General features: G+C 69.3%; 12 protein-coding genes. 11 read left to right on the forward strand and 1 reads right to left on the reverse strand.

From position 1 onward, the window contains the following. The first annotated feature begins 53 nt into the window (after positions 1 to 53). The 4 genes from ACYVLT_RS26435 (at position 54) to ACYVLT_RS26450 (ending at position 3106) form a co-directional block, all read left to right on the forward strand. Complete coding sequence (locus tag ACYVLT_RS26435) at positions 54 to 869, forward strand: hypothetical protein (protein WP_461122903.1); 816 nt, start codon at positions 54 to 56, stop codon at positions 867 to 869. Positions 870 to 901: 32 nt separating this feature from the next. Further along, the gene (locus ACYVLT_RS26440) at positions 902 to 1297 is read left to right on the forward strand and encodes a hypothetical protein (RefSeq protein ID WP_461122904.1); all 396 of its coding nucleotides are present in this window, start codon (positions 902 to 904) and stop codon (positions 1295 to 1297) included. Between the two features lie 249 nt (positions 1298 to 1546). Beyond that, the gene (locus tag ACYVLT_RS26445; RefSeq protein ID WP_461122905.1) at positions 1547 to 2038 is read left to right on the forward strand and encodes a DUF6355 family natural product biosynthesis protein; all 492 of its coding nucleotides are present in this window, start codon (positions 1547 to 1549) and stop codon (positions 2036 to 2038) included. 108 nt (positions 2039 to 2146) lie between these two features. Next, the gene (locus ACYVLT_RS26450) at positions 2147 to 3106 is read left to right on the forward strand and encodes a L,D-transpeptidase (RefSeq protein ID WP_461122906.1); all 960 of its coding nucleotides are present in this window, start codon (positions 2147 to 2149) and stop codon (positions 3104 to 3106) included. A gap of 37 nt (positions 3107 to 3143) precedes the next feature. On the opposite strand, the gene ACYVLT_RS26455 is transcribed toward ACYVLT_RS26450, so the two are convergent. Further along, positions 3144 to 3335 (reverse strand): hypothetical protein, encoded by a 192-nt coding sequence (locus ACYVLT_RS26455; RefSeq protein ID WP_461122907.1) that lies wholly within the window; start codon positions 3333 to 3335, stop codon positions 3144 to 3146. 265 nt (positions 3336 to 3600) lie between these two features. Between ACYVLT_RS26455 and ACYVLT_RS26460 the strand changes: the two genes are divergently transcribed. The 7 genes from ACYVLT_RS26460 to ACYVLT_RS26490 all read left to right on the forward strand — a co-directional run bounded on the left by ACYVLT_RS26460 (position 3601) and on the right by ACYVLT_RS26490 (position 12473). Further along, the gene (locus ACYVLT_RS26460; RefSeq protein WP_461122908.1) at positions 3601 to 4275 is read left to right on the forward strand and encodes a hypothetical protein; all 675 of its coding nucleotides are present in this window, start codon (positions 3601 to 3603) and stop codon (positions 4273 to 4275) included. A 268-nt stretch (positions 4276 to 4543) separates the two neighbouring features. Continuing rightward, complete coding sequence (locus ACYVLT_RS26465; RefSeq protein WP_461122909.1) at positions 4544 to 4843, forward strand: helix-turn-helix domain-containing protein; 300 nt, start codon at positions 4544 to 4546, stop codon at positions 4841 to 4843. 891 nt (positions 4844 to 5734) lie between these two features. After that, positions 5735 to 6637 carry a hypothetical protein gene (locus ACYVLT_RS26470; protein WP_461122910.1) on the forward strand — a complete coding sequence of 301 codons (903 nt, stop codon included), beginning with the start codon at positions 5735 to 5737 and terminating at the stop codon, positions 6635 to 6637. Positions 6638 to 6648: 11 nt separating this feature from the next. After that, positions 6649 to 6924 (forward strand): hypothetical protein, encoded by a 276-nt coding sequence (locus ACYVLT_RS26475; RefSeq protein WP_461122911.1) that lies wholly within the window; start codon positions 6649 to 6651, stop codon positions 6922 to 6924. Beyond that, entirely contained in the window at positions 6921 to 7343 is a 423-nt protein-coding gene (locus ACYVLT_RS26480) for a hypothetical protein (RefSeq protein WP_461122912.1), read from the forward strand. Before ACYVLT_RS26475 ends, ACYVLT_RS26480 begins: the two co-directional genes overlap by 4 nt. Continuing rightward, positions 7340 to 9949, forward strand: a complete 2610-nt coding sequence (locus ACYVLT_RS26485; protein WP_461122913.1) for an ATP-binding protein — start codon at positions 7340 to 7342, stop codon at positions 9947 to 9949. Before ACYVLT_RS26480 ends, ACYVLT_RS26485 begins: the two co-directional genes overlap by 4 nt. Positions 9950 to 10538: 589 nt before the next feature. Then, positions 10539 to 12473 carry a hypothetical protein gene (locus ACYVLT_RS26490; protein WP_461122914.1) on the forward strand — a complete coding sequence of 645 codons (1935 nt, stop codon included), beginning with the start codon at positions 10539 to 10541 and terminating at the stop codon, positions 12471 to 12473. Positions 12474 to 12576 lie beyond the last annotated feature (103 nt).

Below are 12576 nucleotides of genomic sequence, written 5' to 3' on the forward strand. Positions count from 1 at the left end.
GGCACACCGTGGAAGGGCAGCTGCTGGTGCTGCTGGGACACCGGGCGGATCCGGTGCCGCAGACGATCAGCGACCGCCTGGTCAGGGACGGGTCGCTCCAGGTCCTGACCGCCGACGCCGCTGGTGACCTGCTGCTGCTGGAAGCGACGCTGCGGCAGGAGTCGGCCGAGGCACTGGAACGGATCGACGACGCACAGCGGCGCATCACGACGATCCGGTCCGCGACCAAATCCGACATCGGCGCGCTTGAGCGGGCGGTGGACGAGCACGCCCAGGCCGTGCGGGAGCTGGAGAACGCGCGTGCCCTGGCCGAAGATCTCCGCGACTTCGTGATCGGGCTGGACCCGCCGTCGGGGCCACTGCGGGCGGCTGCCGACGGCTGGCGTCGGTCACCGGACGTTCCTGCCCAGGTGGTGGTCTTTGATGACGAGACCACGTTCCTCACCCTCGACCCTCGGAGGGCGACTGCCACGGGCTTGGGTGTCTTCGCGTTGAACGGCGTCGAAGAGTGGGGGTGGGCCTGGCGTCGCGACGGCGATGACGACGACCTGTCCGCCGCCCTGCAACCGGATCGCTGCGGTCAGTGGGTGCTGGGCTACCTGCCGGCCACCCAGGAGATCTACGCGGTCCTGCGCGGAGCGGGTGTGCCGTCGCGGATCTGGCTGCTGGGGCGGACTCTCGCCCGCGATACCGCGCACGCGGTCCTCGACGAGTTGGCACCGCAGATGGCGCATCCGAACTCGCTGATCTCGGCTGCCAGGACCATCCACACGGCATCGCTGTCGCGGACGCGGGAGCCGAGGGTCCCGCTGACTGACTCGACGTTCTGGGACGTGGGCATCCCGACGGACGAAGGCGACCTGGGATGAGGCGCCATCGGCGGAGGTCCACCGTGTTGGGAATGTTGAGCGTCCTGGCTGCGGCGGTGGCCTGCGCGACCTCGCAACCAGAAGACGTCGTCGACTCGGCATCCGCGGATGCGAATCGCCCCGATCCGCAAGTGAAAACCGCGGTGGTGATCCCGCCGCCACAGGCGCGCGGATCGATGGTCACTGTCACCGGCAGCGTCGAGTGGACCGGACGTCAACCCGGCTGTGTCGTGCTGGAGTTGCCCAGTGGGCAACGCTTCCAGCTCACGGGCACAGTCACCGACGACGGCGAACGGCAGGCGCGAGCTGGCGAACGTCCGTCACGGCAGGAGATCGAGGCCACCGGCCACATCCCGCCCGTGGGCGCAACGTCCTGCGGTCCGATGCGGGCGTTCTGGGCAGAGCAGCTGGCATTGATCAGACGCTAAAGGCGTTGGACGGCAATCACTTCACCGAACGCGGCGTGTCGTCGCGCTCACCAAGCGCCCTGCCCCGTGACAACCACAGACCGCCGGCCCCGACTGCGGGCCGGACGCTCACCGTCGGATGGCGGTGAGAACCAGACTGCCGGTCACTCCCGACCGGCAGGGTGTGCCGCGCCGCCGCTCAGGCCCAATCCCCCTGGGGGCGCGGCGAGCGGCGCGGCACACCGTCCCCACCGGAAGCAAAGGAACCCGATGACACGCACGTCCATCCTGCGCCTGCTCGGCGTGCTCGGCCTCGCGCTCGGGCTGTCGCTGGCCGTCGCCGCGGGAAGCGCCTCGGCACAGATCGCCATGGGCGGCCCATACGGGCCCACCTCGACCGACAAGTCCGCGTCCCGGATCCAGGCACCTTCAGGCACCCCCGGCTCGCAGATCCAGACCCAGGCCGGCGTGGTCCTGCCCGGATCGCAGATCCAGGGCGAGGTCAAGCTCGCGGCTCCGGCGCCATCCCAAGCGGGTACCGAAGGCGTGACGGCCCAGGGGTGCGGCTGGTATGCGCCCAACCGGAACTCGTACTACGTCCACTGCGGATCCGGACGGATCTCGATCAACGTGGAGTTCTGGTGGGGCACAGGCGCGACCCGCTCGATCTGCGTGTGGCCCGGCACGACCAACCTGTCCACCCACCCGTCCCTCCAAGGCGGGCTGATCACCTACGCCTACTACAACGGCCGCGGTTGCTGACAAGTCCACCTGTAAGGCGCTTGCGCGCGAAACCAGGTGCACCGCCGCTGTCGGGGACGTCCGGCGCACCACCTCATTTCTAGCCCAACTGTCCACTTAGTCCGGCAAATGACGAAGGAGGTGACCATCGTGCGCCACGGCAGGACGAACGACCCGGGAAACGTGGTCCCACGCCGATCGCGAGGAGTCGTCCTCGGCGGGCTCGCGCAAGCCGTCCTCACCGTGGTCGCAGTCGTTCTCACGGCCGAGAACCGAGAGTACAGTCACTCGGCTACCGGTTCCTCGCCCGGCCGGCAAACGGGACCGGTCGCCGATGCGGCGGCCGGTCCCGTGGCATCACCGCGGCCCCGGCCGGTATCCGAGGAGCAACTGGTCCTGCTGCCGCAGGCAGACACGTTCACTGAGGTGCCCGATGCGCCACGCGACTCGGCACCCGAGCAGGTGCCGGACGGCACGGTCGCGCATCCCACGCGCACCGTGGCGGCGTACGCGTCGCCGGGTGGTGACCCCGTCGCTGCGGTGCCCAGCACCCAGCTCATCGGCGTCGAACCGGCGCGCGCTCAGGTCGACACCTGGCTGCCGATCCTGGAGCCACGATCGAACTGGGTCATGGTCGCCCTGCCGTCGAGGCCCAACAACAGGGTGGCCTGGCTGTACCTGGGACCTGACATCATGCTCGCCACGACGCCCCACCTGGTCACCGTCGACCGGGCGCGCTACTCGCTGACGCTGCACCAGGATGATCGCGAGATCGGACGGTGGACGGTGGGCATCGGCGCCAGGAACTCCGTCACGCCCCAGGGACGCACGTTCGTGATCGCCACGACGCGAGACCCCACCGCCACCTACACGCCGGTGCCCCTGGCGCTGGGTGCGCACTCCGACACTCACACCACCTACGGCGGAAGGCCCGGAACCATCGCCGTGCACGGCTGGCCCGATCCGGGCGTCTTCGGCGCCGCCGGCTCCAACGGCTGCATCCGGGTTCCCGCCGACGCACTGCACACACTGACCACACTCCACGACGGAAACCCCATTCCTGCGGGCACCACCGTGTTGATCAAATAGCGGGCGCCAGGGGCGTCGATGCCGGGCAGGAAACCGTTCAGCCGTAAGGAGATCCAGTGACGAGTAGGTCTGCCCGCATCATCCTGGCCGGGTTGGCGGCCGGTGCGCTCATCGCAGGTGCCGCCACCGTGTTGACCACGACCGTCGCTTCGGCCCGGGCGGCAGGGATCAGCGTCCCATCGTCCACGACGATGACCACGCCGCCGAAGCCCGCGGCCATCACGTCCAAGCCCACCACGACCACGCCGATAACCACGACGTCCCGCCCGACGGGAACGTCATCGTCGTCGGCGCCGAACCCTTCCGGCCCTCAGTCAGAATCGACGACGACCAGCGTGGTCGTCGTCCCTGCACCCGCACCGTCGATCGTCGTCGCCCGGCACCCGGTCACCGGGTGAACCGAGTGACGAGCCCTCAGCGCGCGGCCCGCCCTCGCTTCCCAGGAGGGCGGGCCGCGTCCCCACCAACGCCGGCTTTCAGGCAGGAGCATCACCGTGTCCCTCGTCGACATCGACACGCGCGTCAGCATCGGCCACGACGCCACCACATTCAGGACCGCGGTCGAAACGGAAAGGCCGGCCACCGACACTCCTGGAACCCATGGCGAAAGCCCAGGCCAGGAGCTGGAGGAGCGGGCAGTGCGGCTCAAGCGTCTGATCAACACAGCGCCTACGTACACCGCGGCCTTGTCCTGGTGGACCGGCTTTGCCGTGCGCAGGACAGCGCGCGCCCCTGACACGCGCCGTGAGGTGAACCCGCTGGAGGCCAAGCTGCTCGATATCCCGCCCGGTGCCCGTGTCACGGTGCGCGACGGCTTTCTGGTGCCTGCCACGGGTGATGCAGCCGTGCGTCTTGCCGCGGTGACGGCGCTGGTGTACGAGTCGGCGCTGCGCCTGGACATCGACGGGCAAGCGGTGCTGCGACACGGCAGCGTCCCGCTGGGCGAGCTGCTCGGTGCGGCGGTGCAACGTGCCACCCAGTTCACCGTCCGTATCGACGGGCCAGCGCAGGCCGATGCCCCGGCGCTGTACTCGCAGGCACGTCTGCTCGTGGCGGGACGTCCGGTCGCGGTGGTGACCGAGACGACCTACTGGTGGCCGCTGCTGTGGCGGGCGCCCGCCACGGTGCCGCAGTACATCCAGGTTGGCCCGTGGACGGCGAGGCCGTGACAACCCGCCACTGGAGTTGAGCATCGTGCGCGTCCCATACCTTGTGGTCGCATCGTTGATGACTGCCGATCGCCGGAGCGTCGAGGCGATGCTGGACCGGTGCTCTGACCGCACCGTCGTGAACCGGTGCGGCGGAGGATCGCCTGACGCCGCCCGTCTCTCCCTGCCCGGAGCCCTGGCCGACTGGGGGCTCGATCCCATCGGCAACAAGGCGCGCAGCCGTGGCGGCTGACCCACCCGGAACTGGAATCGACAGCGGAGCACGGCGATGACCGGTGACCCATCCGGGGCGGCCCGACCCGCCCCCGCAGCCGCGACTCATGGTCGCGACTCCTACCTGGAGCGCTGCCTGCGTGTGCTGGAGTCCATCGCTCCCCAACCGGCACCGTTGACACTGGCCCGGATCGGCGAACTCGGCGGCCTTCCGCTCAGCACGGTCCACCGTCTCATCCGCGCCCTGGAAGACTGCGGCGCCGTGGAACGGGTGGGCCGCCGATACCGGATCGGCGGGCGACTGGTCGCGATCACCTCTCGCACCACATCCGAGCGGCTTGACCGAAAGAACTGACCGGTTGCCGCGCGATTGCTTCGACGACTTCGCCTCGACACGCTCATGGCGGGCGGGGTGTGCGGGAACCGCCCCCGGTTCCCGCACACCCGTTTTTCGACACATGGAATGTGTCGCCAGTGCGAGCGGAAGATTATTCGCCTACGCCCCCACGGCTCGACGAGCAATCAACCGCCCGCACACCCGACAGCGCGCAGACCCGACTGCGCACCGACTACATCATGGCACGTCGCGGACTTCTCCGCATCGCATCAGATTCAAGTCGGGTGGTTTTTATTCATTGAAAGCGTTTTTCCCGATCTACGGGAAAAACGCTTTCTGTGAGCAGACTGGAGCTATGGTGCTTGTATCGCGCCGCGCATCCGGGATTGTGGCGAAGTAGCGATGCGGTGTTCACAGGGGGTTACATGTGTGTATTGGTCACGAGGCTGTCGGCCGTCCGGAGGTCGGATCATGGTCGGTGATCTGCTGTGGCGGTTGATGGCTGGAAAGAATCACCGGGCTGTCCGTGTCCGCTGGAGAGCGCGCCGGGCCAGGAAGGCCACTCGGGCAAACGGCACGGCGTTCGCCGCCGGCGACAAGCCAGGACGCGCGGCCATCGGACCAAAGGCACCGCCGTTGGACGTTCGACACCGGCCGCCCGCGTGGAGGGCCTCGGTGCCCGGACGTCCCGCACCACCCGGGCCAGCGCCAGCGCACGGTATCGCACCGCAGTGGGCGCCACCGGCCCCGACGCCTCCGGCCGACGCCGCACCGGTACGACATTCACCCACGTCGCGACAGACCGCCTTCGACGTGGTCGACGGTGTCCGCGAACCGTGGTGGACGCGAGCGCGGCGACTGGCGGTGCTGACCGCGATCACGGCCCTGACCGTCCTGGGCGCGGTCGACGTGACCGTCACCGTGGCGGCGTGGTTGCGCCCGTCGACGTCGACCTCCACCCCAGGCGTTGCCGATGAGGTTCTTGACGGGGCCGCCGCGGGCATGGCGGTGGACTACCTGTCCTGGGATGCCCGGGAGCGGGAGCGCCGCGAGCAGGTCATGCGGCGGTGGGCGTTTCCGGGGCGGGAGGTAGACGGCTGGGACGGCCAAGGCCGTCAGTCCGCCGACAGTGCCGTTGTCCTCGGCCGTGTGCGACACGGCGGCGAGCAGGCCGTGGTGACCGTGCGGGTGCGAGTCGTGCCCTACGCGCCGGACGAGGACCGGGGATCGCTAGAACAGTCCCCGACGCAACCGCCCTCCGAGGAGTCGGGGTCTTCGTTGCCCACCGCCGGCTCCGGTATCCCGGCCGCGGAGCCGGCACCGGCGGACCTTCCGGGTTGGCGCGCCTATCCGGCGCGTTGGCTGGTCGTCGCGGTGCCTCTGGCGGAGCACGACGGCCGCCTGTTGTTGACCGCGTCTCCGGCGCTGGTCGGTGAGCCCGGCACGGTGGTCCCTGAATCCGTGCCGTCGGGCCAGGCGGTGTCCGACGACCGGTTCACCCGTGACACCCGTGCGGCCGTGGAGACCTTCATGGATGCCTTCGCCACCGGCGACCTGGACTTCGTCCGAGCTCCGCGAGCACGGATCGCCTCCCTGGAGGGCGCGGCGACGCTCGTCGAGCTGCGGCAGTGGCGTGGCATGCAGGCATCCGCGGGCGCACCGCCCGATCAACGCGTGGGTGTGGCCACAGCGGTGTGGCGCGTGGCGGAGAGTGCCGGCCGGTTGACCTGCACCTACCGCTTGAGCCTGCACCGCCAGGCCGACCGTTGGCTGTTGGCGGGCATCAACATCGACACCGGGAAAGCACCGTGATGAACACCGCGATGACCATCGTGAGTGCCCTGGACCTGGCGCAGACCCAACCGTTGCAACAGGTGAACCTGGACGGCATCAAGCAGGCGATCTTCACGTTGCTGGGTGTGCTGCTGATGATCGTGCTGGGCGTGCGAGCCTTCTGGTCCTACATGGAGGACAAGCCGGGCAGGATGATGGCGCAGATCCTGGGCGCCATGGCGTGCGGGGTGTTCATCTTCTTCCCGGACACCGCCGAGAACATCCTCAAGGGAATCATCCAGTCCGTGGTCGGCGGTACGACATGAGGCTGCCCACCGACACCGTCCACCTGAAACTTCAGACCCGTCAGTACGAGCTGTTCGGCCGTTCCCTGGGACGTGGTGTAGAGCGGCGGGCCCTGTTGATCGGGGCGGTCGGCTTCGCGCTGTGGTGGGCGGTGCTGCTTCTGCTGGATATGCCGATCCTGCACCGCCTGTCGCCACTCGTGTTCCTGGTGCCGCCGGTGGTGTTCGTGCTCTACGGCACGCGGCGCGATGACACCGGCCGGATGATGCTCGCCGCCTGGCGGGACTGGGCGCAATTCCGGATGCCGTCTCGCAGGGCGGTGATCGGCAACCCACTGCTGGAAATCACCGGACGCCGATCCGACCCGATCCGGCTGCTGGTCACCACTCCTCTGGTCACCTCGGCACCCGAGTCCGGAAAGGATGGTGGCGCACCATGACACGCAAGACACGCCACATCACCGACCCGCCCGCCGCGCCACTGCTGATCCTGGACGGCATCGAGGTCACGGACGACGCGGTGTGGAGCTGGACGCAGATCCCGGACGGCTCCACCGAATTGATGGAGGACGGCGAACTGGAGGCCGCGACCTGGGCCACGGCCGCCGCGCTGCACACGCTTCTGCCGGTTGACGCCGAGTACCACCTCAAGATCATGTGGACGCGGTACTCAGACGAGGATTACCGCGAAAGCTGGATTTCCAGTCCCGGGGTCCGCGCGCCGGGTGCGGACTACTACATCGAGCTGGGCGCACATCGCATCGCCCGCAACACGGAAGCCGGTCACTTCCGCCGCCGCGTGGTGCTGCTCGGCGTGCGCTGGCCGACTCGAGACACCGCTTCGCCGTGGGAACGTCGACGACAGGCGGTCGCCGCGCAGCTGCGCTCCCGGGCAGGGATGCTGCGCGACGCACACGACCGTGTCGAGGAACTGCGGCCCACCGTGCGGCGGTGGTTCGGCCAGGCGCGCGACAGCCCTCTCCGCGGTGTCCCGGCGTCGGCCGCGGCGATCGCGTGGGCCTATGCCCGTGAACTTCGTCGTACCGCCGACCTCGCCTCGGTCGACGACGGCGAGCTGTCCGGCGCGCGACTAGTGTCGCTGATGAATGGCGAGGTCCTCCCCAGCTCCGACGGCCGTTACGTGACCACCAGGGACGCCGTCACCGGTGCCACGCGGCACGTGGCGGTGCTAGTGCCTGCGGTCAACGGCTTCCCGGCCGATGAGCTGGAGATCCCCGGCGGGGAGTGGCTGGCGCTATTGACTGAGCTGACCGACGTGGAGGCGTCGGTGCGCGGGGTCAACCACGGCCGCACCGGGTCGCTGGCGCTGCTGCGCACCGGCCGCAAGTGGACCAGGTCGCAGTCCCTGGAGGCCGGTGAGGCGGGCACCACCCCACCGGAGGAGATTGACGAGGCCGAACTCGCGCTCGCCGAACGCGACCGGGAAGTGCGGCGGCGCGTCGACATGCTGGCGACCTCGCACCCGCGGTGGGTGGTGCACGCCGAGACTGTCGAGGAGCTAACCGACCGCATCGAAACGCTGCGCCGCCGTTACACCGGCATCGTGGCTTTGGAGTTGGCACCGAACATCCAGGATTTGCTGTGGAAGGAGCTGCTGCCGGGGGACCGGGTGCGGGTGTCGGAGTTCGGACAGATCCAGCCGATGCGCACACTGGCCGGCTCATGGTTCCACGGCGGCTCGGCGGTCGGCGACGGCAGCGGTCCCTACATCGGAGGCAACCTCGGCGCGACACCCGGACCGGTGCGGCTGCATCTGGTCTCGCGCACCGCCGATGACCGACGGATGCCCACGACGATGTCGTTCACCGGCCGCTCGGGCTCCGGCAAGTCGACCGCGGTGATGCTGACGGTGCTCGCGGCGTTGGCCGAGGGCGCCTGGTGCCTGCTGGCCGACCCCAAGGGCGACCTGGCCGGCATCGTGGAGGTCGCCGACCGCGTCCTGGGTGTCCCGGTGCAGGTCATCGACGTCACCGCACCGGACGCGGCCGGGTTGATGGACCCGATGCGGTGGACGCCCACTGCAGACGAGGCCCGCGCGCTGACCCTGGACGCCCTGCTGGGCGTGCTGAGCGGTGAGGACCGGCGAGGGACCGAGGCGGTGCTGGAGGCCGCGATCGACCGGGTCTTGGCCCGCGCTCGCGAGCTGTGGTCGGCCACCGCCGTGATCGGCGAACTCATCGCCGCCCCCGGTGACACACCGGCCGCGCAGTCGGCGCGGACGCTGGGCGAGACGTTGTCGGTGCGCTCCCGCCAGTCCGACGTGCGCGCCGCGCTGGGTACCCCAGCGGCCGGTGCGGCTCCGATGCTGTCCGGCCGCGGACTGGTCTACCTGCGTCTGGACGGCCTGGGCTTGCCGCAGCCCGGCAGCATGGCGGAGCAGTGGACGGTGTCCCAGCGCTGCGCCATGACCACCTTCCGCACCTCCACGGCGTACGCGCTGATGCAGTCACGCCACGTGCGAGAACTGATCAAGCTGGTCGCGTTGACCGAGCTGCACCGCATCACCGCCTACCCGGAAGGCCGGTCGCTGGTGCAGTGGCTGGCCCGCACCGGCCGCGCACTCAAGACCTACTTGCTGCTGGACTCCCAATCTGCGGTCGAGATGGCCGCCATCGAGGGCCTGGTCGAGCAGCTGGTGATGTCGGCGGCGTTCGAGGCGCTGGGGCAGGAGGAACAGCGCGCCCAGGCGGTGCTGCTGCACCGGCCCGACGCAGGTCTGCGACTGCGCCAAGCGCAGAGCATGCTGGGACCGGGCGAGTGTGTGATGCGCGATCGGTACAACCGGCTCGGGCTGGTGGCCTTCGACCGCCTCACCGAGTGGATCGCCGACACCCTGTCCACAGACGCAGCGGAGGACTCGGCCGACCTCTACGCGTACGGCACCGACGGTGAACAGGTCGGCGGCGTGTCCCCGGATGTCCGGACGGTCGCGGCGTCGGCTGATGCCTCGGAGCCCGGCAAGGCGGTTGCGGAGGGCGTGGTCGGCGAACAGCAGCGAGCCGATCACCAGGAGGGTGTCCGGTGATCGCCACCTCACCGCTGGGACCGTCAGCTGCCCAGCGCCGCGCGGGAATGATCGCATCGGCTGTGTCGGCAGCAGCACTGGTGAGCCTAACCACCATCGCCATCTCGTGGCCCGAACCGCAGCCCTCGGTAGACGCGGTACCACTGGATCTCGGTGATCCGGCGTCGGTGGCGCTCGCCTTCGCACAACGCCACCAGGCGCTGGACCCGGATGCGTGCCGACTCGCGACACCGCGGTGGCGTGCCTGGCTCGGCCGCGAAGCGCGCTGCCTAATCACTGACTACCGGCCGCGACCGGAGGTCCGAATCCTCGGAGAGAGCAGGTCCGCCCAGGTCGCGGTCGCGGTGGTCGAAGTCCGTGCGCACGACGACGCACCCAGGCACATCACAGTCGGCTTGGCCCTGGTTGACGACCGGTGGTTGGTCGACTCGGCGGCAGCTGCATCCGCGGAGGAGCCATGAGAGGACATGTTCTCGCCAGACTGGCAGACCTCGGCCGCAGCACGGGCTCGCAGGCGCTGCTGGTGGTGAGGCTAGCGCGCGAACGTGGCCCGCGACCGCTGCGATGGCTGGGAGACCGGCCCGAACGGATGATGACCCTGGCCTGGTTGATGGGGCTGCTCATCGCTGGCCACGCGCGCAGTGCGTTGGCCGACGACGTGATCACCGGCCCGGACCTGGCGGGCGGTAGCCCGAAGACGCTGTTCGAGACGTACTCGTTCTACGACTACGCCATCACGGTCAAACCGGATGACTCGGCATCGGGCTGGCTGGATCTGGCGCTGCCGGTTTACCAGATCATCGGCGTGATCACGCTGCTGCTGATGTGGCTCGCGCTCGGCGTGCTGGAGGGCGCGCTGACGCTGCTGGAATGGCTGCTCAACCTCACCCTCTACGCCGAGTCCAGCAACAAGATCGACCAAGCGGTGAACTCTGTCGCCTACCACGTGTTCTGGCCGTTGATCATGGCTACCGTCGCGATCGGCGCGGTTATGACCTACGCCCGATGGCGCGGTGAGGGCAGGGGCTTCGCCACCGACTTGGGTTGGGTCATCGCCACTGCCGCGACGGCGATGCTCGTCGCCTCGGGCCCGTCCACCGTGATGACCACCGTGGACGGCGCTCGACAGCAGATCGCCGACGGTGTCATCGCCGGATCGACCGAGTTCGTGACCACGACGAACAACCCCACCGGATTCCGTGCACCGGCTATCGCCGACGGAAGTCCACACGCGGGAACCCGCCGACTCGTCGACAGCATGTGGTCGAACTTCGGCGCCACCCCCTGGTGCCTGGCGCACTTCGGTTCCCTGAACGTGTGCGGCAAGGCGGGGCACCACGCACTGGCCAACGACGACACCTGGAAGCGATGGATGGAAATCCTCGACGACCAAGGCGCGGTCGAGGAGTTCGGCCCCTACAGCGACTACATCCGCGGCCAGGACCCGGCACGGTTGGGCATCGTGCTGTTGCTCACGCTGTTGGTAGTGCCCTTGGAGTTGCTGTTGGTGCGCTTGATCGTGGCCGGACTCAACGCGTCAGTGGGACTGCTGCTCTCCTTGGTTGCGGGGCTGGTGTTCCTCACCTTGTGGCCGATACCCGGCTGGCCTCGTGCGGCCGGCACGCGCTACGTCATCTACACCTTCGGTCGCAGCCTTCAAGCACTGACCATCACCACGACAGTGTCCGGTGTGACCGTCACCTCCACTGTCATCGTCACCCTCGTCGGCCAGCACGGCTTCTTCATCGTCACGGTGCTCAACATCGCCCTGATGACGTCGGCGGTGCAGATGCAGGCCTGGGTGGACTCGCTGACCGGCGGCGAAGGAGCCCGCACGATGGGCGTCGGCTCGGCGTTGATCGCGCGGTCGGTGGCACGGACGGCGTTCAAGGCGTTCGGCGGCGTCGCCCGCGTCGCCGCCGGGGCAGCGCGAGTGGCCGGTGGAGCGGCGGTCGGTGGGGTCGGGTTGGCCGTCGCCGCGACCCGCATCGCGGCCAACCAGCTCAGATCGACGGCGACCAAGGCAGCGGACATCGACCGCGGACCGGTGGAGGCAACCGCCACCCGCATCACCCCGTCCACTGACGTACGGCCCTACGCGCCGGGCCCAGGTGGGCGTCGAGCACGCCCGCACGGGACCGGTGCTACAACCGCAATCACTGCCGGGCCTGCTTTGGCGGTAAGGGAGAAGCCTGTCTCGGGTCCCGACCCCGAGGCACGCAGGGGTGCGACGTTCGACGCCGAGCAGGCCACCGCGGTCGGCCCGCGCCGTTGGATCGCGTCGCCCGGCGGAACCGGCACCACGCAAGGAGTCGGAGACACGCGGCGGGTGTGGGTCGTTCCGCCCGGCGGGCGGGGACTCGCACCGCCTGACAAGACACCGCCGCCCCCGGCACGCAACCGCCGTGGCGTCCACCAGATCACCACGGCCCGAATACGTTCCGTGCGACGCGAAACGCGCTCACCAGATCAGGGCGACGCGAATCCGATACCGCCGACACGGCCACGTCGGACACCCGGATAGCGGCGTGGTGACACCGAGTCCGGTTGATCAGCGAAGGGATGAGCACCGGTGACACGCTTCGGCGCGCAACACGACGACTCCGAGCCGTACGAGATCGCGAACC

The sequence above is a fragment of the Saccharothrix stipae genome, from assembly GCF_054781895.1.

What these genes read in the sequence shown, in the direction of transcription:
- ACYVLT_RS26440 (WP_461122904.1), top strand. Translation starts at nt 902, where the DNA reads ATGTTGAGCGTCCTGGCTGCGGCGGTGGCCTGCGCGACCTCGCAACCA.
- ACYVLT_RS26445 (WP_461122905.1), top strand. Translation starts at nt 1,547, where the DNA reads ATGACACGCACGTCCATCCTGCGCCTGCTCGGCGTGCTCGGCCTCGCG.
- ACYVLT_RS26450 (WP_461122906.1), top strand. Translation starts at nt 2,147, where the DNA reads ATGACGAAGGAGGTGACCATCGTGCGCCACGGCAGGACGAACGACCCG.
- ACYVLT_RS26465 (WP_461122909.1), top strand. Translation starts at nt 4,544, where the DNA reads ATGACCGGTGACCCATCCGGGGCGGCCCGACCCGCCCCCGCAGCCGCG.
- ACYVLT_RS26475 (WP_461122911.1), top strand. Translation starts at nt 6,649, where the DNA reads ATGACCATCGTGAGTGCCCTGGACCTGGCGCAGACCCAACCGTTGCAA.
- ACYVLT_RS26480 (WP_461122912.1), top strand. Translation starts at nt 6,921, where the DNA reads ATGAGGCTGCCCACCGACACCGTCCACCTGAAACTTCAGACCCGTCAG.
- ACYVLT_RS26485 (WP_461122913.1), top strand. Translation starts at nt 7,340, where the DNA reads ATGACACGCAAGACACGCCACATCACCGACCCGCCCGCCGCGCCACTG.
- ACYVLT_RS26490 (WP_461122914.1), top strand. Translation starts at nt 10,539, where the DNA reads ATGATGACCCTGGCCTGGTTGATGGGGCTGCTCATCGCTGGCCACGCG.